The sequence below is a fragment of the Nisaea sp. genome (assembly GCF_039990255.1).
GTDB lineage: Bacteria > Pseudomonadota > Alphaproteobacteria > Thalassobaculales > Thalassobaculaceae > Nisaea.
In genome coordinates, this window is record NZ_JBDXGG010000018.1 from 771,759 (window position 1) to 793,805 (window position 22,047).

Sequence of the window (22,047 nt, forward strand, 5' to 3'; positions counted from 1 at the left end):
TTACTTCCCATGCCGCGCAAACCCTCTTCCCATAAGGTAACAGTTACAGGCTGGACTGCGTAATTCTGACTCTCCGTTCCGTTGATAGGAGGTGTCCGCTGGACTGATGCTGGCGGCAAGGAGATCAGTTGTTCAGGCATTTCCAATGCCCTGGTTCCGTGTCGATTTTCCGAAAGATATCAGGGCGATGCCGCGTCTGTCACGGGAAACACTCCAATTCCCGAGGTTTTACCCCCAAATTTTAGCATCCGATAGTACTGCCAGAGTAATTGCGCTGCCGCACCGCGGTACGGTCGCCAGTGTTCTGCAATTGGATGAGTGTCTCTTTCCCGCGGACGGGCCTCCAGTTTTTTGAGTGCCCGCAACGCCTCCTGAATGGCGAGATCCCCGCCGGGCCAGATATCCAATCGGCCGAGACAAAACAGGAGATAGATGTCCGATGTCCAACGGCCGATGCCGGGAACGGATGTCAGCGTCTGGGCGACGGCTTCGTCATCCAGGTTCTGCAAGTTTTCAAGATCGAGCCGTCCATCTAGCACGTGCTCGGCAAGGGCGCGGGCGTAGCGAACCTTCGGGCGGCTAAAGCCAGCTTGTTTGAAATCCTCGTCCGTCGCCCGGGAAACAGCAGCTGGGGTGACGTCGATCTGCTGGTTGAGGCGTGCCCAAATGGCGCTTGCGGACGCGAGCGAGACCTGTTGCGCGGTGAGGATACGGATCAAGGAGGCGAACCCGGGAGGCTCGCGCCTTGATGGCGGTGGACCAAGCTTCTTATAAAGTAACTCGATGTCTGGATCGCGCCGCGTTAACTCGATCACGGCGTGGTGAAGAGCATTCTCCTGGCTCTTGGTGCCTGTCATGGCTGCCCTCAATCGTGCCGCTGTCTTGTTGTGCCAATGCAATGTCGTGAGCATAGTTCCTGCGTGGAAATTTGACCCGTGAATTTGTTAAGCACTGTAATGGGATAGCGTGGCCATGTTGAATGTGGATCGGCAGGCACAGGATATTTTGACGGTTCGGACGACAGGACACGGCTTCTACGATCTGACAAGGGATGCGTCCTCTTGGCTGGCGGAGACCCGCATATCGACGGGCTTGTTGACCTTCTTCGTCCGCCACACCTCGGCCTCTTTGACAATCCAGGAGAATGCCGATCCGGATGTACGTGCTGATCTGGCTGACTATCTTGCCGATATCGCGCCGGAAGATCCGGGCCGCTACCGGCACGGGATCGAAGGGCCGGACGACATGCCCGCGCATATCCGCACCATGCTGACCCAGACATCGCTGCCGGTTCCGGTTGCCGACAGACGGATGCTGCTTGGCACGTGGCAGGCGGTCTATTTGCTTGAACACCGCCGCGCGCCGCATCGCCGCGAAGTCGTTCTGCATCTGCTTGGTAACTAGGTTGAGACGTACGGTTCGCGCTTGACCTTCCAGCCGCTGGAACGTTTATGCAGGGACATGAAGCCGGATCATGCCGGTTTAAGGAACCATCCCACGGAGCCATCATGTCCTGCCATGAACCTGAAAAAGCCGAGGCACCTAAATCCTGCTGTCATGTTGTGGTAGAAAAGCCTGTCAGCACCTGCTGCGGTCACGGCGATGGTGGTGGCGGCGCCAGTTCGGGTAAAGCGGTCATGACCGGTAAACCTGAAGGTGTGGGGCCCGGTTATATTTGCCCGATGTGCCCGAGTGTCTGGGCCCCGGAGCCGGATAGCTGCCCGATGTGCGGGATGGCGCTTGAGGCGGAGATGATCACCCGGGACACGCCGCCCAATCCGGAATATCTCGACATGCGCCGGCGGTTCAGGATCGGGGCCGCTCTGACCTTGCCGGTATTCATCCTCTCGATGGGGGAGATGGTGCCCGGACTGGCCGATCTGGTCGCAGGCCAATGGAATGCCTGGGTACAGGTTGTGCTGGCAACACCAGTTGTCCTTTGGGTCGGGTTCCCGTTCTTTCAGCGTGGCTGGACGTCGCTGAGCACCGGGCATTTCAACATGTTCACGCTGATCGCCATCGGCACCGGGGCTGCGTATCTCTACAGCCTTGCAGCCTTGTTGCTGCCGGATCTTTTTCCAGCGGGTTTCCGGGGCGCAGACGGGCATGTCGGTCTGTATTTCGAATCGGCCGCCGTCATCATCTGCCTGGTGGCGTCGGGACAGGTGATGGAACTCGGCGCCCGCGAGCGGACATCGGATGCACTGAAAGCGTTGCTCAGTCTTGCGCCTGAAACGGCAAGACGCCTGACCGACGGTGGGGATGACGAAGAAATCGGCATTGACGATATCCGTCAGGGCGACCGTATCCGCATTCGCGCGGGGGAACGTATTCCGGTCGATGGCCGTCTTCTGGAGGGCACCGGCGCGGTCGACGAGTCGATGCTGACAGGTGAGCCTTTGCCGGTTGAGAAGAACGTGGGTGACAGCCTTGTTGGCGGTACACTGAATGGCCGTTCGACGCTTGTAATGGAAGTCGTCACTGTTGGGCAAGACACGGTTTTGTCCCGCATCGTGACAATGGTGGCGGAAGCACAGCGGAGCCGCGCGCCGGTGCAGAAAGTCGCCGATGCCGTCGCCGGGTATTTCGTGCCTGCCGTGGTACTGTCTTCGGTGGCCGCCTTCGTGGCCTGGGCGCTGCTCGGTCCCGAGCCTGCGCTGGCGCACGGTGTTGTCGCGGCTGTCTCGGTCCTCATCATCGCCTGTCCTTGTGCGCTCGGTCTGGCAACGCCGATGTCGATCATGGTCGGTGCCGGGCGCGGCGCGTCGGCGGGTGTCCTGATCCGCGATGCAGAGGCTATCGAAGGGTTCGAGAAGATCGACACGCTGGTGGTCGACAAGACCGGCACTCTGACCGAGGGCCGTCCCAACATGAGCGATATTGCGACGGTAGCGGGTGCGAGCGAGGACCGGGTTCTTGGCCTCGCCGCCGCGATTGAGCGCGGCAGTGAGCATCCGCTGGCCGCGGCGGTTATCCGGGCTGCCATGGAGCGGGGCGTTCCGGTGGAGCATGCGGCGGGTGTCGAGGTCGAAGCTGGTCTCGGTTTGCGCGGGCTCGTCGATGCGGCGCAGGTGGCCGCCGGATCGGCGCGTTTCATGGAAACCCTTAATGTTGATATATCCATGCTTTCGGAGGCGTCGGCGACATATTCGGAAGCCGGTGCGACGTTGCTCTATGTTGCGCATGATGGTTCGGCCATCGGCTTGCTTGCTGTACGCGACCGGATCAAGGATGGCGCGGTGGAAGCTGTCGCCGATCTGACCCGGGACGGCATTCGCGTGGTCATGGCGTCTGGCGACAATCCGAAAGCCGCCGCTGCCATCGGTGCCGAACTCGGGATACCGGACGTGCGTGGTGGATTGATGCCGTCCGACAAGGCGGACCTCATTCGAGATCTGAAGGCCGAGGGGCGTATCGTTGCCATGGCTGGTGACGGCATCAATGATGCTCCTGCGCTAGCGCTTGCCGATATCGGCATTGCCATGGGCAACGGCACCGACATTGCCAAGGAAAGCGCTGCCGTAACTTTGGTCAAAGGCGACGTGCGTGGATTGGTGAAGGCCCGGCGGTTGAGTCGGGCGACGATGCGGAATATTCGTCAGAACCTTTTCTTCGCCTTCATTTACAATGCTCTGGGCGTTCCGGTCGCGGCTGGTTTGCTCTACCCGCTGCTTGGGCTGACACTCAGCCCGATGCTGGCGGCGGCAGCGATGAGTCTCAGTTCTGTGTCGGTTATCAGCAATGCACTGAGGCTCCGGTCGACTAAACTCTGAGGAGGCAAGTCATGCTGATCAAGGAGGTCGAAAAGAGTGCGGGGCTGCAGGCCAAGACCATCCGCTATTACGAAGAAATCGGCCTGATCAGGCCAAACCGACAGGATAACGGCTATCGCGATTACTCGGCGGAGGATGTGCACCGGTTGCGTTTTCTGCAGCGGGCGCGGGGACTCGGCTTCTCCATCGAGGATTGCCGGGCGCTGCTGTCGCTTTACGACGAGACGGGCCGGGAGAGCGCGGACGTCCGGGCCATTGCCGAAGCACATCTGGATGAGATTGGTCGCAAGATCCGTGAGTTGAAAGGGATGCGTGAAACATTGGCGCATCTGGTTCATGCCTGTCACGGGGACGCGCGGCCCGATTGTCCGATCCTGAACGATCTCGCGGGCATTGGAGATGGCGCGTGAACTGGCGCTTCCTGGCATCCGGCGTCGCCGTCCTGATAGTGCTCGGCCTTGCTGGCTATTCGCGGATGCAGGACCCGGAACGCCCGTCCGTGATCTCCAAGATTGTTCCGGGCGCAACCGATGCCGATAAGAGCCCTGCAATCAGGCTGCGGCCCGGTGACACCGGACTGGTCGCGGACGGCCGCGAGATCTATGCGGAGGCCTGTGCGAGCTGTCACGGTGCGGCTCTTGAAGGTCAGGCGAACTGGAGACAGCGTAAGCCGGACGGCCGACTTCCGGCTCCGCCGCACGACCCGTCCGGACACACTTGGCATCACTCCGACAGGCAGCTGTTTGCTCTTACGAAACTTGGTCCGGCCAGGATTGTCGGCGACGGGTACGAAAGCGATATGCCGGGGTTCGAGGGTGTGCTTAGCGACCGGGAGATCGTGGCGGTGCTGTCTTTCATCAAGAGTACCTGGCCCGCGGATATTCGGGCCAGGCACGACAGTGTCAACCGGCAAGGACGTGTAAATACGGGCGCGAAAAACTGATCGCTGATATCCGTCCTGCTAGTTTGATGTCACCCGATACTCGTCGGGCAGGAAGAACATGCCGTCATTCTCTTCTGCTGCGTTGTGGCAATCGGCGCAGAACTGAACCTTCTTGCTGTTTTTCCCGTTGGTGACACCCATTGTTTTCCCGTTCGGAAAGATCAGCGCGTATTCCCAGTTAAGTGTGCCCGCGTTGAAGCCATCTTCTTTCTTCACCATCGTGAAAAGAGGTGCGCGTTTGACCTCGCCCTTCATGGTGACGTGGAAGCCGTCCTTGACGAGCACGGAGCCGACTGGGACGGACTTGGTTTCTTCGAACCCACCATAGGCCTTGCCGATATCATCGCCCCAGTTGTTCACATACCGATTGCCATGCGTGCCGGACTGGTAGGGGATGGTGTTGTACTTGTTCCAGGTATGAAAATCCTTGGCGCCGGGCAGGTCGGACTTGGCGAAACGCGGATACATCGTTTCCTTGATGCATTCGTAAGCAGCTATCGCTTCCTCATCCGTCAAGTCGGCCTTTCCCTTGACCTTTTTCGGACTGCCGGAGGCCTTCCATTCGTCTTCTACCCGTTGCACGGTGCATTTGCTGGTCGAGGCTGCAAGTTGGTTACTGTGTTCCCAGACCGCGTCAAGTTTGGCTTCGAGCTCGTCCATGCTTTCGGTCTCGGCCTGCGCGGGCAAGCCAGCGGTAATGCCGAGGCCCATAAGACCTACCGATGCCGAAAGCAGAACGAGGTGCGCTTTTGTGAATTTCATCTCTCTCTCCTGAAGATAGGCAACCGTTTCGAAGCCTGTTTTTTGTTTCAGGAGAGAGTGTCATGAGTGCACATGTATGGTGTGTCACGCTCGCTCAAACAATCGTGTGCGCGGCGCGAGTGCCGGTAGCAGAAGTCAGGAAGCGGCCGGCGCGCGTTGTCCGGCTGCCCGTTTTTCCAGCCACCAGGCATATTGCGGAGGCCAGGTTTTGAAATCAGGATCCAGCTTGAAAGTATCCGCCGCATGACGCGGCCAGAACGGGTCGTATAGCGCCTCGCGGCCGATGGCGATCAGGTCAGCGTCTCCGGCCTGCAGGATGGCCTCTGCATGATGTGGGTCGGTGATCAGGCCGACAGCCTGGGTCGTGATATCAACCTCGCGCCGGATCTGGGCGGCGTAAGGCACCTGATAGCCCGGCTCCCGGACCAGCTTGAAGTTGGTCGCTCCTTTTGGGGATTGACCGCCTGAAGAGCAATCGATGACATCCACGCCGCGCGCTTTCAATTCTCGCGAGAAAGTCAGGCTGTCTTCCATCTCCCAGCCGCCTTCGATGGCGTCGACGGATGAGATGCGGACAAACAGCGGGAGGTTGTCCGGCAACGCAGCGCGGACATCCTCGGCAATTTCCAGCGACAGGCGCATGCGGCCTTCGAGGTCGCCGCCGTAAGCATCGTTTCGGAAGTTGCCGAGCGGCGAGAGGAAAGTCTGTAGCAGGTAGCCGTGGGCACAATGGATCTCGACGGACTCGAACCCGGCATCGACCGAGCGTTTCGTCGCGTCGGCGAAAGCGCCCCGCAGCCGCTTCATGTCATCGAGATCAAGCTCGCGAGGGGTCAGCCAGCCGTCTGCGAGCGGCACGGCGCTCGGAGCTTCCGGCTGCCACGGTATGTCGCCATCGGCGATGTCTTCGGGTGTCAGCGGACCGTTACCCTTCCAGGGGCGCTGCATGCTGCCCTTGCGACCTGAATGACCGATCTGGATCGCGGGCACGCTGCCTTCAGACTTCAGGAATGTCGCGAGCGGCGCCAACCTTTTGGCGTGTTCGTCATCCCAGATGCCGAGGTCACCATGCGTGATGCGCCCGTCGCGGCTCACCGCTGTCACCTCCAGAATGACCATGCCAGCACCGCCAAGGGCGAATTTACCGAGATGGGCCATGTGGAAGTCGGTCGGGAAACCCTCTTCGGCCGAATACATGCACATGGGCGGGATCACGATGCGGTTAGGCAAGGTAATGCCCCTGAGTTGGATCGGCTCAAAGAGCAATGGTGTAGATGCAGTCATCATGTCCTCCCGTTTTTTGTCGAGAGGATACTCTAAAAGCCTTCAAGTCGCGTATGACTGGTAGGTTCTGCAGGTGTAAGTCTTAAGCGCCTGTTCGGCACTTGACAGGGCCGCAGGTCGCGCCATCGTGTACGCTGTTCCATTCTTGAGAATTCTTCCCGCCCGCAAGGAGCAACTTTATGCCTATCGTCAATCGCATCGCCGATTTCCATGCTGAACTGACCGGCTGGCGACGCCATATCCATCAAAACCCGGAACTTGGTTTCGAAGAGTTTGAGACCGCCGATTTCGTGGCTGAACGGCTGACGGAAATGGGGTTGGAGATCCATCGCGGTCTCGGCGGCACTGGCGTGGTGGCGAGTATCAAGGGCAATGGTGGCGACGGGCCTGCCATCGGTCTGCGAGCCGACATGGACGCGTTGCCGATCCAAGAAAAAGGCACGCCGGAATACCGCTCGAAGAATGATGGAAAGATGCATGCCTGCGGCCATGATGGCCACACAACCATGTTGCTTGGTGCCGCCAAGTATCTTGCCGAGACCCGCAATTTCGCCGGTACCGTGCAGCTGATCTTCCAGCCAGCCGAGGAAGGCAAGGGAGGCGGCAAGAAGATGGTCGAGGACGGTCTTTTCAAGCTGTTCCCTGTGGACGAAGTCTACGGCATGCACAACCGGCCCGAAATGCCGGTTGGCAGCTTCGGCGTTTCTGCAGGCCCCGTGATGGCCGCCCGGGATAACTGGGAAATCTTCATCTCCGGCCGTGGCGCCCATGCCGCCATGCCGCATCAGGGCGTCGACCCGGTTGTGGTCGGCGCGAACATCGTCATGGCCCTGCAGACGATCACCAGCCGGAACACCGATCCGGCAGAGTCGCTGGTCATCAGCGCTACCCAGTTCCATGCCGGTGACGCTTTCAACGTGATCCCGGACGATATTGTCCTGCGTGGCACTTGCCGGGTGTTGAACCCGGCGCTGCAGGCAACCCTGCCGGAGCGGATCAAGCAGGTGGCGGACGGAATTGCTGCGACCTACGGGGCGACGGCCGAGCTGAATTACATTTCCGGCTATCCGGCGACAGTGAATACTGAGAAGGAAGCTGATTTCGCAGCCACGGTCTGCGCCGAAATTGCCGGCGGCATGGGCTCGGTCGACAGGGAACTGCCGCCGAGCATGGGCGCCGAGGATTTCTCCTACATGCTGCTTGAGAAGCCGGGCGCCTATATCTGGTGCGGCAATGGCAACACCGCCGGGTTGCACCACCCGGAATACGACTTCAATGACGAAGCCCTGACCGTTGGCGCCAGCTATTGGAGCAAACTGGTCGAAACCCGGCTCGCCAGATCGGCATGAGGTCATGACAGGCGCCACTGGGACGGCAGAGCGGAATCTGCCGCAGAGACTGCATGTCTTTGGCGCCTCCGGCTCGGGCACGTCCACTTTTGGCCGCGCCTGGGCCGACCGCTTTGGTCACAAGCATCTGGACACAGACGATTTTTACTGGGTGCCGACCGAACCGCCTTTTCAGCAAAAACGTCCGGCTCAGGAGCGTATCGGGCTGTTGAAACAGGCCTTCGACGAGGCCGGCAACTGGATACTGACTGGCTCGATGGTGTCCTGGGGCGAGCCGATGACCGACAATTTCCAGCTCGCCGTCTTTGTCTACACACCCTTCAATCTGCGCCTGGAGCGCCTGATCGCTCGCGAGGAAGGGCGCTTTGGCGCTGAAGCTCTAGAGCCGGGCGGGGCGCATTATGACGCGCATATGGCCTTCATCGAGTGGGCAGCGTCTTACGATACAGGTGGTCCCGAAATCCGCAGCCTGAAAATGCATGAGGCGTGGATGGAGCGTTTGCCCTGTCCGGTTGTACGGGTTTCGGGTAAGGACACGACGGAGGCGCAGATCGATCAGGTCGCCCGTTTCGTTTGGTCCTAGCGAGGTTCTCTGGCGTCAGATCGTGGCCCCGGACGGGCTCTCGGAGCTTTGTCTTTTGCTGATCAGGATGACCGAAGGGTCTGTCGCGTTTCGGCTGTAATCGGCGTATCTTCGCCGTCGCGTGCTTCCAGGCCACGGATCACGCCTTCCTTGTCTGCCGCCGGGCGGTTCTGGCTCAGCTTCCATTTGCCGTCCATTCGGGTGATCGGAATTTCGAAGCCGATGATGCCCTTGAGTTGACCCCGAACGAACTTCTCAGGTGCGTCGTTCAGCGCCCAGGGCTCGGAGTTTGCGGCCTCGTGCCGGTCGGTCAGCCGGGAGACCTGTTCGCGCAGACGTTCCTCATCTTCGAAGAAGCTGATCGGCCCATAGGTATGGACGGCGACATAGTTCCAGGTAGGCACGACTTTGCCGTGCTCCTGCTTTGTCGCGTACCAGTTCGGTGTGATATAGGCCTCTGGCCCCTGAAAGATTGCCAGCGCCTCGATTTCCGTTGCCTCGGTCCTGGTCTGGATATTCGCTTTCGCCAAGTGTCCGGTGAGGGTGCCACGCTCGCCCTTGTCGGCGTCGAGCAGCATCGGCACATGGCTTGCCACCAACCCGTCCGGACCGAGTGTCACCAACGTGCCGAAGGCGATACGGCGGATCGTCTCATGCAGCAGGGCGACGTCGTCTTCGCGAAAATGCGGCGGTGTGTACATGAGATTTCTCCGGTCATGAAAGGCGCCGGCGCAATGGTGCGCCGGCGCGTCCCTCAATCTGTGTTCGTCAGATTGGCAGGATATAGGCGGTCTTTACTGTTGTGTAGAATTCCGATGCGTAACGGCCCTGTTCGCGGGCGCCATAGCTGGAGCCCTTCCGGCCACCGAACGGGACGTGATAATCGACGCCCGCTGTCGGCAGATTGACCATGACCATGCCGGCCTCGGAATTGCGCTTGAAGTCACTCGCATATTTCAAGCTGGAGGTGCAGATGCCCGAGGACAGGCCGAAGCTCGTGTCATTGGCAACGGAGAGGGCTTCGTCATAGTCCTTCACTCGGATGACGCTGGCGACCGGGCCGAAAACTTCCTCGCGGTTGATGCGCATGGAATTGGTCGTCTCGGTGAACAGAGCCGGCTGCAGATAGAAGCCCGGCGTGGACCGCTCTAGCCGCTCGCCGCCAAAGGCCAGCTTGGCGCCTTCCTGCTGGCCGATCTTGATGTATTCCTCATCCTGCGCAAGCTGGCTGGCATCTACCACTGGGCCGATATGCGTGCCCTCGGCAAGCGCATCGTCGATCTTCAGGCCTTTCAGCTTGTCGATGCAGGCCGCGACGAACTTGTCGTGAATGCCTTCGGTTACGATCAGCCGGGAGGAGGCGGTGCAGCGCTGGCCGGTCGAGAAGAAAGCGCCGTTCACGGCAACATCGACGGCGGTGGCGAGATCTGCATCGTCCAGCACAACCAGCGGGTTCTTGCCGCCCATCTCGAGCTGGTACTTTTTCATGGTGGAGGAGCATTTCGCCGCCACATGCGCGCCGGTCGCGACCGAGCCGGTGAAGGTCACGGCATTGATCTTCGTGCTGGAGAGGATTGCCTCGCCGACAGTGCCGCCGCTGCCCATCACCAAATTCAGCACGCCGTCAGGCAGGCCGGCCTTCTTCAGAATATCGACCAGAGCCCAGGCGCAGCCCGGGACCAGGCCGGCTGGCTTGAAGACGATGGCGTTACCGTAGCAAAGCGCCGGGGCGATCTTCCAGGCCGGGATGGCGATCGGGAAGTTCCACGGTGTGATGATGCCGACGACACCGATCGGCTCTCGTGTGATCTCGACTTCGAGACCCGGACGGGTGGAGGCGATCTTCTCGCCGGACAGACGCAGGCATTCACCGGCGAAGAAATCGAACACCTGTGCGGCGCGGATGGTCTCGCCGATGCCTTCCGCCAGGGTCTTGCCTTCCTCACGGGAAAGCAGACGGCCGAGTTCTTCCTTGCGGGCCATGATCTCGGCGGAAGCGGCTGCCAGAATGTCGTGGCGCTGCTGGATCGGGCTGCGAGCCCAGGCGTGTGAGGCGGCGACGGCGGCGTCGATGGCCTGTTCGGTCGCGGCGGCATCAGCCTGCGCGAACTGGCCGACCACGTCGCCGGTGTTGGACGGATTAATGTTATCGCTCGCGTTCGTGCCTTCGACCCAGTCTCCGGCGATCAGATTGCGGTGCAGTGTCATGAGTTCCCTCTCTCAGTTCCGGCGCCATTACGAGCCGGGTTTTAAATCGGAGGGGAGCTTACGCCGCCTATAGCGCGACGCAAGAGGATCGAAGCCTCGGGCTTCTTTTCGTTGTGTCAGGAAAGTCTGTGTAAGAGTTTTAATAGGATAATGGTTTTTTCCTATCAGAAATCCTATCGTCAGTTGTGCCTTATCTTTCTCGCGATTGAGGCTGTCATCAGCCTTGCCAGGAAAACCCGCGCTACGCACAACACTCGGCGCCACCGCGCACGCCGTAGTCGGCGATGGGCGGTTAGCCGGTCTGTATTTTGACGGCTTCGATTTCCGGGAAGACTAACGGCTCAGAGTGCGATGCCGCGTTTGGAGAGTGAACGGAAGAGGGCGAGCGCACCGTCCTGCCATTCCGGCAGGGTATCTGAACGGCCAACGACATTCTCCAGGCACCCGAGTCGCGGGCTTGCAATCCGAACGACGTCGCCGAGCTTGTGCGTGAAGCCTTCACCGGGGCGGTCCCGGTCGTCCGTAGGGGCGAAGAGAGTACCGGTGTAGAGTACGGCACCGTCCGGGTATTGATGGCAGTCGAACATCTGCTGGGCCAGGTCTTCCGGGGCCCGGCTGATGACCCGCATGGTGCTGGAGCCGCTCAGCGTATAGCCGTCAGTACCGGTAATCTCCAGCGACAGGTCGGCGTTACGGATATCGGTCATGGTGAAGTGATCGTCCAGCAGCCGGATGAACGGACCCAGGCTGGCTGAGGCATTATTGTCCTTGGCGCGCCCGAGCAGCAAGGCGCTGCGGCCCTCGAAATCGCGCAGGTTCACATCGTTGCCGAGAGTGGCGCCGACGATCTTTCCGTCCGGCCCGCAGATCAGAACGACTTCCGGCTCCGGATTGTTCCAGTCCGAACGCGGATGCAGGCCGACACCGGCGCCGTGCCCAACGGACGACATCGGTTGCGCCTTGGTGAAGATCTCCGCGTCCACGCCGAAGCCAACCTCAAGATAGGGCGACCAGAGATCCTTCGCCAGCAGGGTCTCGCGCAGTTTCATGGCTTCGTCCGAGCCTGGGACAATGGAGAAAATATCGTCACCGATATCCCGGCCGAGCTGCGACCTGGCTTCGTCCGCCTTCAGCGGATCGCCCTTGGTCATCTCCTCGACCACACGCTCGATCATGCTATTCGGAAAAGTCACCCCGGCTGCCTTGATGGACTGCAAGTCGATGGGGGACAGCAAGCGCGGGCCCGCAGCTTTCGGATCGAAGCTTGTTTCCAGAATGTCGCCGATCTTGCCAATCACCGTACCTTCGGCGCCGCGCACAATGCTGGCCGGGCAGGCGGCCTTCAGAGCATGGGTGATGGTCGGGATTCGGGCGGTGATGTCGATGACATCCTCACCGCGCACGGTACAGACAGCCGGACCCTCCGGTGTGGATACCCTGCCCAGCAGCGTCGCTTTTTCCAGATCGACCGGCAGATCCCGCGCGATACGGTCACTCATCACTCATCTCCTCCCATATCCGGCGTTTCGTGCTTCTTCCTGCACGGCGGACCGGTTAATGTCCCCTTGGATAAGTATTGCCTCTCTGGGATACAAAATACCAGTGAAATGAAAGCCTGTTCCACCATGTGGAGCGGCGGCTTTGTCGCAAATCGCCCCAGGCTCGGAAATGAACTGTCTCAAAGGCTACGTGAATATAGGTTGGTTTTTTGAGGAGGAGTGGGTTTCAGGGTGGAGAGCCACATTCGGGGTGTCAGAAAGATTTCTCTTGCAACTGAGGCTGCAACGTGGCTTTTTTCGGACGTGCGCTACGCGTAGATGATGAGTTTATCGTCAGTAGCGGTCATTCTAGCAATACGTCGTATCGATCGTTGCCAGAACGCCCACTTGGGCAGATTAACAATACGGCAGCTGATCTACGCAAGCTTCCAGAACAGAAAAGGGCCATCTCCCGCTGCCAGTTCGGCGCGATCAGGGGGTGACCAGTGAAAGAGCCTACTTGAAACAGTTTAACGACCTTGGCCAAGCCAAGTCCCACCTTCGAGCCGTACCCGCCGAAGGACACAGCATTACCGCTCCAACTCCCATTCAGGACGAAGTGACCCCTGCCATGCAGGTGGCTGGGCGTATGTCGCATCCTGCGAATGCGGCCAAGAGTTCGTCCCCGATTCAGTCCCGTCGGTCCGGGTTGGACCCGCGCCGGATTGAAAAGAATGCGCGACGTACCGACATGTCGGGCGAACGCACACCTGGCCCCGATGCTCCGACGGCGGGACTTCTCCGCATGTTGGGCAATATCGGCGCCACAACACCAGCTGTCCCCGCCTGAAGGCGGCAACAGGAACGACCACCAGACCACAACGATCAGTATAAGGAATATGATCATGGCTACAGGTACAGTGAAATGGTTCAACACCACCAAAGGTTACGGCTTCATTCAGCCGGATGATGGCAGCAACGACGTGTTCGTTCACGCCACTGCCGTTGAGCGTGCAGGCATGCACGGCCTGAACGAAGGCGACAAGATCAGCTACGACATCGAAGAAGATCGCCAGCGCGGCAAGTCTTCCGCTGCTAACCTGAAAATGGTCTAAGCCAGACCTTTCAGACATAACCCCGGTTGGTTTTGTTCGATAGAACTGAGCCTCCGGGGCGGCCTTTTGGAAAGCGGCTCACTGAGCTTCTTCCGTGACGGTCTGAAGAACGCCAATCCATTCTGTGGGTTGGCGTTTTTTGTTGCCGGTCAACCGCCGTTGCGGACGATCCGTTCACGGTGGAAGGTGTAGATACCACTGGCGATGACGATTGTGGCGCCAACGATTGTCGCCAGATCCGGCAGATCGTCGTAGATCAGGTATCCCCACAAGACCGCCCAGGGCAGCATCAGGTAGTTCAACGGTTGCAGCACGCTCGCCGGTGCGAGTGACAGGGCTTTGATCAGCAATCCGTGACCGGTCAGGCCGATGACACCGATCCCGACCATCAGGGCCAGCCCCTGCCAGTCCGGCATGATCCAGAAGAACGGGCCGACGCACGTCATCGCCATGAGCCCGGTTATGCCCGTATAGAGCACCGTCGTGCTGGCGTCGTCGTAATGCGCTGCCTTGCGCGTGAGGACCTGGTAGACAGCGAAGAGGGCAATACCGAACAGCGGCACCAGCAGCATCTCGTCGAAGGCGGCAAAGCCCGGCCGGATGATGATTAACACGCCAATCGCACCGACACCGATCGCGCTCCAACGCCGGATCCCGACCTGCTCCCTCAGCAATGGCACGGAAAGGGCGGTGGTTATCAGCGGGCCGGCGGCGGCGATGGCCTGGACATCCGCCAGCGGCAGATGGCGCAGGGCCACGATGAAAACAAGGATTTCACCGGCCAGCAGGAACCCGCGGGTGAGCTGCAGGAGCGGCGCGCGGGAGGCGAAAACCCGGCGGCCCCGTTTGCGCAGGCCGTGCGCCAGGGTGACGCTGCCGAACACCATGTAACGGACCCAGAGAATTTGTGGTGCCGGATAGATCTGCGCCGCCATCTTGGTCAGCGTGTCCATCACCGAGAAAGCGAAGGTGACGGCGAACATGATGCCGATACCGGCGCGCGTGCCTTGGGCGTCCTCGGACGCGCTGTAACGATCCATCGTCATGCCTCAGGCGCGCCCTCTGCCGGTGCTGCACGATCCCGAACGCCGTGCCGCTTGTGGAAAGTCAATTGACAGGCATCGCCGCCCACTGTCCAGCGGAATGGCGGGCGGCGAAGACCTGTCCGGAATCAGACCGTGGCGACGGGCGTGGCCGGCGAGCCGACGACACCCGGCAGGCGCAGCGGCGGTGCTGTCAGCAGGAAGCGCGACCGGTTCTGGGCGCGCAGCCACAGCGCCAGGTCGTGCAGGTACCACAGCTCGCCAAGGTGAACCCCGAGCTTGAAGATGCAATGGTGGTGCAGCGGCATGAACACCGTGGCGTCGTCCGGCAGCGGTGCGTGCGGGTCCTCGACGCCGTAATTGTCCGCGATCAGGACCGAAAGGCCGCTGTCGGTGATCCAGTTCAGCAGGCGCTCGTCCCGGCCGTCCAGCACGCAGCAGGCATGCAGCAGCGTGTTCTCGTCCGGCTCCTTGTTCATGTCCATGATGACCTTGGTGAAGGCGGTATGCAGCAGCACCATGTCGCCTTTCTCGACGACCACCTTGTCCGCGTCCATGATCTTCATGAGCTGGTCGTAGCCGACATAGGTCCGTTCCCGGCCGAAATGCTTCTCGATGTCGATCAGGACGCCCCGGCCCTGCACGCAGGTCTCGGCCATGTTCTCGATGCCGAGCCGCTTCGCGTCGGTGCCCTCGAAGCGGGTATGCTCGTTGCCCGGCTGGTCCATGGTCGGCCCGGTGATATGCTCGCCGCCGCGCCAGCCGTTGTAGTAGACGATCTCCGCCTCGCCATCGCCGTCCGCATCGAAGCGCGCGCCGATATGACAGAGGCTGTCCCACTGGGTCGAATATTGCAGGCACAGCAGCACGGAATCGTCGGAGATCACATCCACCAGGCGTTCGTCGTTGAGGCTGAGCGGGAAGTTGAAATTCGCCAGCCCGCCACGTGCCGTCGCGAAATGCCGGGGTGGGAAGCGCCGCGGGTTGAGCAGGCGCTTGCCCGGATAATCCAGCGGCAGGGACAGGCAGAACGTCTCGCCGGTCTGCACCTCGGCCACACCCTGGCGAACCTTCTCGGCCGTCAGCAGGTTGATCCGGCCCTTCTCGTCATCCGCCCCGAAATCCCCCCAGGTCGACCCCTCGGGACGGTTCTTCCACCGCTTGCTCATCGCTTCCTCGCCAATGTTTTTTGTTTTTGTGCGCCGGTTGGGCGCGAGATGGGGGAGAGTGTCGGACGGGGTGGGCGGTCTGGCAAGGGGAGGGCGTGGGAGCAATCATATCCGGATGGCTCCGTCGCTCCGGTCAGCGTACTAGTAAGGAGTGTGTCCCTTTGATCGGAAGTGCTCTAAGCCATCGTTCTGTCCGCCACTGAAGGAGTGCAGCCACGCTTTCAATGACCGTCTGGTGGGCGTGGTGGCGGTGATGTCGCTCGATTCAGCCACTGTGGAGGCTGGCGGCAACTATACGTGGCTCCGCGATCAGGTCCGGGCCCGTCGGTGAGGGTGCGTCATATTGGCCCCCGCTCGTGTGTCGGTTGAGCGTTTATGCCCAGATGAGGTTTGCATTAGCGCACTGAGCGGCGATAGTTGAGCCAAGAAACGCCTTTTGATTTATTTTGATAATTAATATTTCGCATGATACGTGTATTTTTCTATTTGAACTAGTAGGGAGTACGATTATGCTCATGCGATCAATGATAGTTGCTGCATTTGTCTTACTTGTTGGTTCTTTGGTGACGCCTTTGACACCGGCGGATGCTCAATCTTCGTCCGCACCAATAGCGGTGGGGCAAGTTTGGGAAAACCAGGGGAACTCTACCTTGACCATAAGTACGGTTTCTCCTGTCGGGACACGGGGCACGCATAACCCTGGACCTTACGGAGCATTCACCGGAACTTATGTGAACGGCGAGACGACCGCGTTTCCCTGCGCTGTAGATTCCTATGCTGTAACTGGCTCGTATACCCAAAATTACGTGACCTGGACGGTAAACTGGCAAAACTCTCATCCAAGTAATTGTGGGACCTCAACGATATGGAGCGGAGAATTTGTTACAGTTCTAGAATCCCCAAATCCGAGCTTAAAAGAAATTGAGTCAAGTTGGGTTTTAACCGGTATTGGGATTACGCCGATTGGCGGGCTGATAACAGGAGATAATACGTTCACCCTCCAGTAATAACAGTAGGTTGCTGATGAACTGGATTTAGTGCGCCCGCGACATGCAGGCTTCACTGACGGCGGCGGAGAGATCCGGCCGCCGTTTTTGATTGGCGCGCTCAGTTGATTTAGCCGCACGGCTTACGAGACAGTTTTCGGTATGGTCCGCGAAATATGAGAACCCGCCTTTCTGGACGATGACCCACCTACGTCGACGGCATGGGCATCTACGGCGATCTGCTCTGCCGCCCGGCCCGGGATCAGGGAGTGAGGGGCTTTGGCTGTGGTGCCCCCGATGCTAGAGTTTTGCGTGCGAAGTTAACTCATTCGGGGGAGGTGTCATGCGGGGCGAGCGGGAAGGTGTGGCGCAATGACCGATGCGGATCCGCCTGAGGTATCTGAGCCGGTTGTCCTGAAAGGTGGCAAGGCCGTTGAAAAATGGAAGGAAGGCAAGGGCGTCTGGAATGATTGGGTAACTAAGAATCCAGTCGCGAAGATTGAATTCAGTGATGTCGATTTCGGGAGCAGTTCGGAACCCTATAGCAGTCAATCGTTCCGTGGGTTCCTGTTCGGTAGGTCCGGCGTGTCCTTCAACGCCGTCACTTCTAAAATTGGCGACGTATCCTTTGACGGCGCTGAATTCGGAGGCGGCGACGTGTCCTTCGATGGCGCCAATTTCGTCAAATCCGGTGTTTCCTTTGAGGAGGCTGTGTTCGGTGATTGCGCTGTGTCTTTCGATAACGTCGAGTGCTCAAAAATAACATTCAGTCCCAAGGTTATAGGTTCGGGTAGCATCACTGCCTGCGGAATGAAAGTGGATGGGCCGGCCATTTTTAGGCTTCCTCCCTCTGCAAAAAGCTTGAAACAGTTCGACCTGAGCGGGTCTTCATTCAACGGTCCGTTGACCTTGGAGGGAGATTTAACCACTCCGCCGGATCTCCGGAGCGTAAAGGCAGCGCATCATGTGGAGCTCGGAAAGCTCTCGGTAGAGCTCAAGCGAGATTCGATTTTCCCGTTCTGGCCTCTGTCGGAGCTCTCACGCTTGGCGTCTGACCGCGAAGACGCGGCTAAGCTGCGCCGGCTAAAGGAGATCGCTGAAGCGAACAGAGATCATCACGCCGCTCTGCGTTTTTCGGCGGATGAGAACCGGGCGCGGCGGTGGCGGGAGACGCCCCGGCTCGCCTCTGTTCTCGATATGATTTTCAGTGGCACCAGTAATTACGGCCAGAGCATTTTACGGCCATTCGTCTGGCTGTGTTTGCTCGGGGTGATTGCCGCGATGTTCTACCGGTGCGCTGCCTGTCCGGCATATGCGGACTGTTGGCAGGCGGCCCGGCTATCGCTCAGCAATAGCCTTCCCTTCTTGCCCCAGTCCAGGACCCTGCGTTTGGACGCTAGCGAGGCGTTGTATGGCGAGACGACGAGCCTGTGGGTTGACATTGTCATGGTGGTCCAGGGAACGTTGAGCTTCGTCCTGCTGTTTTTGATTGGTCTGGGCCTGCGGAACCGGTTCCGGCTGTAGAGGGTATCTAAAGGAAAGGGACACGCTACTTAAAGGTGCGGCCAAAACCCACAGGCGTCACCGATCCATTGCGGACCTTCCCGAATGACGTATCGTGTCTTTCTAACTCCAGTTGCGTAACCGCAGAGAAAGAGTGCCACCGTGGCGGACGAATTATACGAGGTGCTGGGCGTCTCCAAAGACGCGTCCAGCGATGACATCAAGAAAGCCTACCGAAAGCTGGCGAAGAAGTATCATCCGGACCTCAATCCAGGTGACAAGGCGGCTGAGGAGACGTTCAAAAAACTTCAGGCCGCCAACAACCTGCTGTCCGACCGGGAAAAGCGGAAACAGTACGATGCCGGTGAGATAGATGCCGAAGGAAACGAGACCCAGCAGCGCTATTACCGGGATTATGCCGGCGCGGGCGGGGACCATGCTTACAGGTCGAGCGCTGGGTACGAAGATATCAACGACGTCTTCTCGGATATTTTCCGCGCCCATGCCCGGAGTGGCGGCCAGGGTGGCGGCCAGAGGGGTGACGGCGCCGACTTCCGCATGCGCGGCGGCGACGCCCGGTATTCGATAGAAGTTCCCTTTCTCGAAGCCGTAAACGGCGCGAAAAAGCGGGTCACCCTGCCGAACGGCAAGGCGCTGGAAATTGGTATTCCAGCGGGCGTGCATGAGGGCCAGATACTCCGGCTGCGTGGCCAGGGTATGCCGGGATATGGCGGGGGGCCGGCTGGCGATGCCTATGTCGAGATTCACATCGCGGCGCATCCCGGGTTTCGTCGGCACGGGAACAACATCCATTCAGACCTTCCCATTGCCCTGCATGAAGCGGTTCTCGGCGCCAAGGTCCGGGTGCCGACAGTGACCGGCGCCGTGACGATGAGTGTTCCGGCCGGCTCCAACAGCGGCGACACCTTGCGGCTGCGCGGAAAGGGTGTGCCTGCCGCTAAAGGACGCACGGCGGGCGACCAGGTGGTGACGCTGCGTGTGCAACTGCCGAAGGAGCCAGACGAGGAGCTGACGCGTTTCCTTGAGGAATGGGCGAAGACCCATGCCTACGATCCGCGCGCCGAGAAGGAGGGCTGAGAGATGCGGGAAGAAGCAGAAATCCTCGGCCTGTTTTCTGGACTTCAGCGCGAGACGCTGCATGTCTGGATCGAGCGCGGCTGGCTGGCGCCGACGCGCGGCGGCGATGGGTACCGTTTTCAGGAAATCGACGTGGCCCGGCTGCGTCTGATTGTCGAATTCCGTACCGATCTTGCACTGGACGACGATGCTCTGGACGTCGTCCTGCCGCTGCTCGACCAGGTGCACGGCTTGCGCCACGAGCTGCACCGGCTCGCCGACGCGGTCAATGCCCAGCCGCAGGACGTGCAGGCGCGGATCTCGGCGCATCTTGAGGAAAACTGAGAGACGCCGCGTCGCGAACAGAGGGCGTTAAACCACCGGTTTTGCCGGACGGCTCCAGCGTGTCATCACGCTGGAGCCCCGATCGTTATCAGAACGCGTAGCGTCCTTCGGAGACAATCTCGGCCAACGGCTTGCGCGGGCTTGGCAGCTCGCGAGCCTGGAGTGCCTCGGGGAGTTGTGCCTTGTCGCCGGGGCGACCGATTGCGACAGCGACTTCAATCCGGAAGTCTGCGGGCACGCCCAGATCACTGGCCGCTTTGTCGAAATCAACGCCGACCATGGCATGAGCCTGCAAGTCCAGGCGGGCTGCCTGCAAAGCAAGTGAATTCCAGGCCGCCCCGGCATCGAAAGAGTGACTGCGTGATGGAACATCTTGCTCGGCGCCAGGTGTCCGCATCATCGGATTTGAGACCAGGAACACCAGGGCGCCGGCGTTCTTGGCCCAGCTCTGGTTGAAGGGGTTAAGAAGCCCGAGGAAGAGCTCCCAACTGATCGAGTCGCGCTTTGTATAGATGAAGCGCCACGGTTGGGAGTTGTACGCGGACGGTGCCCAACGTGCAGCCTCAAACATAGACATGAGATCCGCATCGGAGATCACCTCGTCCTTGAAGGCGCGCGGCGACCAGCGCTCGAGAAAGAGCGGATCAATGACGTGATCGGCGGTCCGGGAATTGGCGATCGTGATCATAAAAAGTCCTTTTTGAATGCTACTGTCGAAGTCGATCGTATGGATGGATCGGAAAAACAACGCGCAGGGAAAAGTGCCGGAGGGCTTAGCCCCACTTCATCTCGCCGGTTGCGACCTTGGAGCCGATGTCGAGGGCGATCCCCATGCCGAGGTTTGGGAACCGCGCTTCCATAGCGGCCTTGAGCGCTCCCGAATCACTGGCCTTTGCCAGCTCTTCATCAAATGCCTTCAGATAGGCGATTGTGTGTTCGACACCTGAAATATCGGTCGGTACTTCCAGCGCCATATGACCTGCAACCACGACCGACGGTTTGCGTTCCAGGATCTTCTCCAGGTTTGCAATCCAGGCAGTGCGTTGCTCTTTCGTCGGCGTGTCTGCGGTCCATACATGAACGCCCGAAAAGATCATCACGCCGCCGAACACTGCATTCAGGGAGGGCACAAAGAGATAACGCCGGTTGGCCAATCCTTCCGCCTCGACGATCTCGATGGTCTGGCCATCGACAGTCAGTGTCTTTCCGTCAAAAGGCTCCGGCATAACCACGTCCGCGAGCGTCTGCGGGCCGTTCTCTTTGAGCCGGGGGCCCCAGATTGCCAGCTTCTTCTCGACGTTGTTCTTGATGGCGGCGACTGCAGCGGGCGCAGCAAGCACGCGGGCCTCCGGGAAAGCTGCCTTGATCGGCCCAAGACTGAAATAGAAATCAGGATCGCTCTGGCTGACATAGATCGTCGTGAGGCGCTTGCCTGTTTTCTTGATTGCTTCAGCGACAGCCTTTCCATCGGGCAGTGTGAAGCCTCCGTCTATCAGGACCGCTTCCGAGGCCCCGGAGATCAGGACAGGGGCGCGAAAGAAACCGTTCGGACCTGCGGGGAAATTTTGCCAAGTGAGTTTACCCGCTGCATGCCCAATCCCACCTAAAGCAAACAGGGCGCCGGCAGCCAGAGTTGACGTCATCATGGTTCGTCTTGTGATCATGATTTTTCTCGCTTGATGTGAGTGGTGATTGGTTTCGGGCGGCCGAATTTCAGCTCCGGTGACCCGGCTCGTTGACTGTCTATGCGCTGCCTTCGCTCATCGCCCTCAGTCTGGCGATTAGATCGTCAGGACTGACGAAGAGAGCATTGCTCTGAACGAGGCGACGGTTATCTCCGGCACCGACAATCAACGCCGGAACACCATTGGCGCCGAAGCGGTGCATCTCCAGGCGCGCAGCATTTATGCCGCTGCTATAGGCGGCCATTAACGACTCGTCGGGATGCTCCAGGTGATCCGCGACTTCCGCCAGATCCATGATGCGCAATACATCCGAAAGCACCTCAATGTCCGTTATGTCGCGGCCCTCGACATAACGGGCGGTCTGGATGGCCTTGAGAGCCGCGCCCGCCAAATCCGGCGCCGCTAGGGTGACAGCGGTGAGCGCCAGTGTCGCTGGGCCGGAGTCGAACAGGCGTTTCCGGTCAGTCAGAACATTTTGACGATAGGTGTCACTGAAGGGTTGGCCGGTCAGGCGGGAAATCCGCTGATCATTTGTCCAGGCGAACTCCGCGAAACCGTCATCCATAGGGCGTGCGCCGTCTCCGGCAAAGAGACCGGTGGCCATGAAATCAACGGCGAATCCCGGCTGGTTGGCGAGCGTCTCAAGAATCGCTGAAGCGCCGTAACACCAGCCGCAGAGCGGGTCGTAAAGACATGTAACGTGAGTAGTCGCTGCCATGGGAATCTCCTTGGCCGAGACAATGG

At 59.8% G+C, this 22,047-nt stretch carries 22 protein-coding genes; 11 read left to right on the plus strand and 11 right to left on the minus strand.

What is annotated here, in order from left to right; all coding sequences use genetic code 11:
• Positions 1-179 precede the first annotated feature (179 nt).
• Positions 180-857 (minus strand): DNA-3-methyladenine glycosylase 2 family protein, encoded by a 678-nt coding sequence (locus ABJ076_RS13910; protein WP_348194106.1) that lies wholly within the window; start codon positions 855-857, stop codon positions 180-182.
• Positions 858-972: 115 nt separating this feature from the next.
• On the opposite strand from ABJ076_RS13910, the gene ABJ076_RS13915 reads away from it, so the two are divergent.
• The 4 genes from ABJ076_RS13915 (at position 973) to ABJ076_RS13930 (ending at position 4,716) form a co-directional block, all read left to right on the plus strand.
• Positions 973-1,404 (plus strand): secondary thiamine-phosphate synthase enzyme YjbQ, encoded by a 432-nt coding sequence (locus tag ABJ076_RS13915; RefSeq protein ID WP_348194108.1) that lies wholly within the window; start codon positions 973-975, stop codon positions 1,402-1,404.
• A 104-nt stretch (positions 1,405-1,508) separates the two neighbouring features.
• Positions 1,509-3,773: a copper-translocating P-type ATPase gene (locus ABJ076_RS13920; protein WP_348194110.1), complete on the plus strand. Its 2,265-nt coding sequence runs from the start codon at positions 1,509-1,511 to the stop codon at positions 3,771-3,773.
• Between the two features lie 11 nt (positions 3,774-3,784).
• On the plus strand, positions 3,785-4,183 hold the full coding sequence (cueR, locus tag ABJ076_RS13925; protein WP_348194112.1) for a Cu(I)-responsive transcriptional regulator: 399 nt from the start codon (positions 3,785-3,787) through the stop codon (positions 4,181-4,183).
• On the plus strand, positions 4,180-4,716 hold the full coding sequence (locus ABJ076_RS13930) for a cytochrome c (RefSeq protein ID WP_348194114.1): 537 nt from the start codon (positions 4,180-4,182) through the stop codon (positions 4,714-4,716). Before cueR ends, ABJ076_RS13930 begins: the two co-directional genes overlap by 4 nt.
• An 18-nt stretch (positions 4,717-4,734) precedes the next feature.
• On the opposite strand, the gene ABJ076_RS13935 is transcribed toward ABJ076_RS13930, so the two are convergent.
• Together ABJ076_RS13935 and ABJ076_RS13940 are read right to left on the minus strand one after the other, a co-directional pair.
• Entirely contained in the window at positions 4,735-5,478 is a 744-nt protein-coding gene (locus ABJ076_RS13935) for a cytochrome P460 family protein (protein ID WP_348194116.1), read from the minus strand.
• A gap of 135 nt (positions 5,479-5,613) precedes the next feature.
• Positions 5,614-6,762, minus strand: coding sequence for an NADH:flavin oxidoreductase/NADH oxidase (locus ABJ076_RS13940; RefSeq protein ID WP_348194118.1), 1,149 nt, complete (start codon positions 6,760-6,762; stop codon positions 5,614-5,616).
• Between the two features lie 179 nt (positions 6,763-6,941).
• On the opposite strand from ABJ076_RS13940, the gene ABJ076_RS13945 reads away from it, so the two are divergent.
• Both ABJ076_RS13945 and ABJ076_RS13950 read left to right on the plus strand, forming a co-directional pair.
• Entirely contained in the window at positions 6,942-8,111 is a 1,170-nt protein-coding gene (locus tag ABJ076_RS13945; protein WP_348194120.1) for a M20 aminoacylase family protein, read from the plus strand.
• A 4-nt stretch (positions 8,112-8,115) separates the two neighbouring features.
• The gene (locus tag ABJ076_RS13950; protein WP_348194122.1) at positions 8,116-8,694 is read left to right on the plus strand and encodes a hypothetical protein; all 579 of its coding nucleotides are present in this window, start codon (positions 8,116-8,118) and stop codon (positions 8,692-8,694) included.
• Positions 8,695-8,756: 62 nt separating this feature from the next.
• Here ABJ076_RS13950 and ABJ076_RS13955 read toward each other — a convergent pair whose 3' ends face one another.
• The 3 genes from ABJ076_RS13955 to ABJ076_RS13965 all read right to left on the minus strand — a co-directional run bounded on the left by ABJ076_RS13955 (position 8,757) and on the right by ABJ076_RS13965 (position 12,401).
• On the minus strand, positions 8,757-9,395 hold the full coding sequence (locus ABJ076_RS13955; RefSeq protein WP_348194124.1) for an FMN-binding negative transcriptional regulator: 639 nt from the start codon (positions 9,393-9,395) through the stop codon (positions 8,757-8,759).
• Between the two features lie 67 nt (positions 9,396-9,462).
• Complete coding sequence (locus ABJ076_RS13960) at positions 9,463-10,902, minus strand: aldehyde dehydrogenase family protein (RefSeq protein ID WP_348194126.1); 1,440 nt, start codon at positions 10,900-10,902, stop codon at positions 9,463-9,465.
• Between the two features lie 341 nt (positions 10,903-11,243).
• Positions 11,244-12,401 carry a fumarylacetoacetate hydrolase family protein gene (locus ABJ076_RS13965; RefSeq protein WP_348194128.1) on the minus strand — a complete coding sequence of 386 codons (1,158 nt, stop codon included), beginning with the start codon at positions 12,399-12,401 and terminating at the stop codon, positions 11,244-11,246.
• Positions 12,402-12,900: 499 nt separating this feature from the next.
• Here ABJ076_RS13965 and ABJ076_RS13970 point away from each other — a divergent pair, with 499 nt between their 5' ends.
• Both ABJ076_RS13970 and ABJ076_RS13975 read left to right on the plus strand, forming a co-directional pair.
• Complete coding sequence (locus ABJ076_RS13970; RefSeq protein ID WP_348194130.1) at positions 12,901-13,230, plus strand: hypothetical protein; 330 nt, start codon at positions 12,901-12,903, stop codon at positions 13,228-13,230.
• A gap of 55 nt (positions 13,231-13,285) precedes the next feature.
• Positions 13,286-13,495: a cold-shock protein gene (locus ABJ076_RS13975; RefSeq protein WP_028465424.1), complete on the plus strand. Its 210-nt coding sequence runs from the start codon at positions 13,286-13,288 to the stop codon at positions 13,493-13,495.
• Between the two features lie 149 nt (positions 13,496-13,644).
• Here the strand turns inward: ABJ076_RS13975 and ABJ076_RS13980 are convergent, their stop codons facing one another.
• Together ABJ076_RS13980 and ABJ076_RS13985 are read right to left on the minus strand one after the other, a co-directional pair.
• Positions 13,645-14,541 carry a DMT family transporter gene (locus ABJ076_RS13980; protein ID WP_348194132.1) on the minus strand — a complete coding sequence of 299 codons (897 nt, stop codon included), beginning with the start codon at positions 14,539-14,541 and terminating at the stop codon, positions 13,645-13,647.
• Positions 14,542-14,666: 125 nt separating this feature from the next.
• On the minus strand, positions 14,667-15,707 hold the full coding sequence (locus tag ABJ076_RS13985) for a cyclase family protein (RefSeq protein ID WP_348194134.1): 1,041 nt from the start codon (positions 15,705-15,707) through the stop codon (positions 14,667-14,669).
• Between the two features lie 1,358 nt (positions 15,708-17,065).
• On the opposite strand from ABJ076_RS13985, the gene ABJ076_RS13990 reads away from it, so the two are divergent.
• The 3 genes from ABJ076_RS13990 to ABJ076_RS14000 all read left to right on the plus strand — a co-directional run bounded on the left by ABJ076_RS13990 (position 17,066) and on the right by ABJ076_RS14000 (position 19,618).
• Positions 17,066-18,217, plus strand: a complete 1,152-nt coding sequence (locus ABJ076_RS13990) for a hypothetical protein (RefSeq protein ID WP_348194136.1) — start codon at positions 17,066-17,068, stop codon at positions 18,215-18,217.
• A gap of 141 nt (positions 18,218-18,358) precedes the next feature.
• Entirely contained in the window at positions 18,359-19,294 is a 936-nt protein-coding gene (locus ABJ076_RS13995; RefSeq protein WP_348194138.1) for a J domain-containing protein, read from the plus strand.
• 3 nt (positions 19,295-19,297) lie between these two features.
• Entirely contained in the window at positions 19,298-19,618 is a 321-nt protein-coding gene (locus ABJ076_RS14000; RefSeq protein ID WP_348194139.1) for a chaperone modulator CbpM, read from the plus strand.
• Positions 19,619-19,706: 88 nt separating this feature from the next.
• On the opposite strand, the gene ABJ076_RS14005 is transcribed toward ABJ076_RS14000, so the two are convergent.
• The 3 genes from ABJ076_RS14005 to ABJ076_RS14015 all read right to left on the minus strand — a co-directional run bounded on the left by ABJ076_RS14005 (position 19,707) and on the right by ABJ076_RS14015 (position 22,021).
• Positions 19,707-20,306 carry a nitroreductase family protein gene (locus tag ABJ076_RS14005; protein WP_348194141.1) on the minus strand — a complete coding sequence of 200 codons (600 nt, stop codon included), beginning with the start codon at positions 20,304-20,306 and terminating at the stop codon, positions 19,707-19,709.
• 85 nt (positions 20,307-20,391) lie between these two features.
• On the minus strand, positions 20,392-21,282 hold the full coding sequence (locus ABJ076_RS14010) for an MBL fold metallo-hydrolase (protein WP_348194143.1): 891 nt from the start codon (positions 21,280-21,282) through the stop codon (positions 20,392-20,394).
• A gap of 79 nt (positions 21,283-21,361) precedes the next feature.
• The gene (locus ABJ076_RS14015; protein WP_348194145.1) at positions 21,362-22,021 is read right to left on the minus strand and encodes a DsbA family protein; all 660 of its coding nucleotides are present in this window, start codon (positions 22,019-22,021) and stop codon (positions 21,362-21,364) included.
• Between the last annotated feature and the right edge of the window lie 26 nt (positions 22,022-22,047).

Excerpts from the sequence above, each read along its gene's own strand:
- ABJ076_RS13910 (WP_348194106.1), bottom strand. The coding sequence starts at position 857 with ATGACAGGCACCAAGAGCCAGGAGAATGCTCTTCACCACGCCGTGATC.
- ABJ076_RS13915 (WP_348194108.1), top strand. The coding sequence starts at position 973 with ATGTTGAATGTGGATCGGCAGGCACAGGATATTTTGACGGTTCGGACG.
- ABJ076_RS13920 (WP_348194110.1), top strand. The coding sequence starts at position 1,509 with ATGTCCTGCCATGAACCTGAAAAAGCCGAGGCACCTAAATCCTGCTGT.
- cueR (WP_348194112.1), top strand. The coding sequence starts at position 3,785 with ATGCTGATCAAGGAGGTCGAAAAGAGTGCGGGGCTGCAGGCCAAGACC.
- ABJ076_RS13935 (WP_348194116.1), bottom strand. The coding sequence starts at position 5,478 with ATGAAATTCACAAAAGCGCACCTCGTTCTGCTTTCGGCATCGGTAGGT.
- ABJ076_RS13940 (WP_348194118.1), bottom strand. The coding sequence starts at position 6,762 with ATGACTGCATCTACACCATTGCTCTTTGAGCCGATCCAACTCAGGGGC.
- ABJ076_RS13945 (WP_348194120.1), top strand. The coding sequence starts at position 6,942 with ATGCCTATCGTCAATCGCATCGCCGATTTCCATGCTGAACTGACCGGC.
- ABJ076_RS13950 (WP_348194122.1), top strand. The coding sequence starts at position 8,116 with ATGACAGGCGCCACTGGGACGGCAGAGCGGAATCTGCCGCAGAGACTG.
- ABJ076_RS13955 (WP_348194124.1), bottom strand. The coding sequence starts at position 9,395 with ATGTACACACCGCCGCATTTTCGCGAAGACGACGTCGCCCTGCTGCAT.
- ABJ076_RS13960 (WP_348194126.1), bottom strand. The coding sequence starts at position 10,902 with ATGACACTGCACCGCAATCTGATCGCCGGAGACTGGGTCGAAGGCACG.
- ABJ076_RS13965 (WP_348194128.1), bottom strand. The coding sequence starts at position 12,401 with ATGAGTGACCGTATCGCGCGGGATCTGCCGGTCGATCTGGAAAAAGCG.
- ABJ076_RS13975 (WP_028465424.1), top strand. The coding sequence starts at position 13,286 with ATGGCTACAGGTACAGTGAAATGGTTCAACACCACCAAAGGTTACGGC.
- ABJ076_RS13980 (WP_348194132.1), bottom strand. The coding sequence starts at position 14,541 with ATGACGATGGATCGTTACAGCGCGTCCGAGGACGCCCAAGGCACGCGC.
- ABJ076_RS13985 (WP_348194134.1), bottom strand. The coding sequence starts at position 15,707 with ATGAGCAAGCGGTGGAAGAACCGTCCCGAGGGGTCGACCTGGGGGGAT.
- ABJ076_RS13990 (WP_348194136.1), top strand. The coding sequence starts at position 17,066 with ATGACCGATGCGGATCCGCCTGAGGTATCTGAGCCGGTTGTCCTGAAA.
- ABJ076_RS14000 (WP_348194139.1), top strand. The coding sequence starts at position 19,298 with ATGCGGGAAGAAGCAGAAATCCTCGGCCTGTTTTCTGGACTTCAGCGC.
- ABJ076_RS14005 (WP_348194141.1), bottom strand. The coding sequence starts at position 20,306 with ATGATCACGATCGCCAATTCCCGGACCGCCGATCACGTCATTGATCCG.
- ABJ076_RS14010 (WP_348194143.1), bottom strand. The coding sequence starts at position 21,282 with ATGATCACAAGACGAACCATGATGACGTCAACTCTGGCTGCCGGCGCC.
- ABJ076_RS14015 (WP_348194145.1), bottom strand. The coding sequence starts at position 22,021 with ATGGCAGCGACTACTCACGTTACATGTCTTTACGACCCGCTCTGCGGC.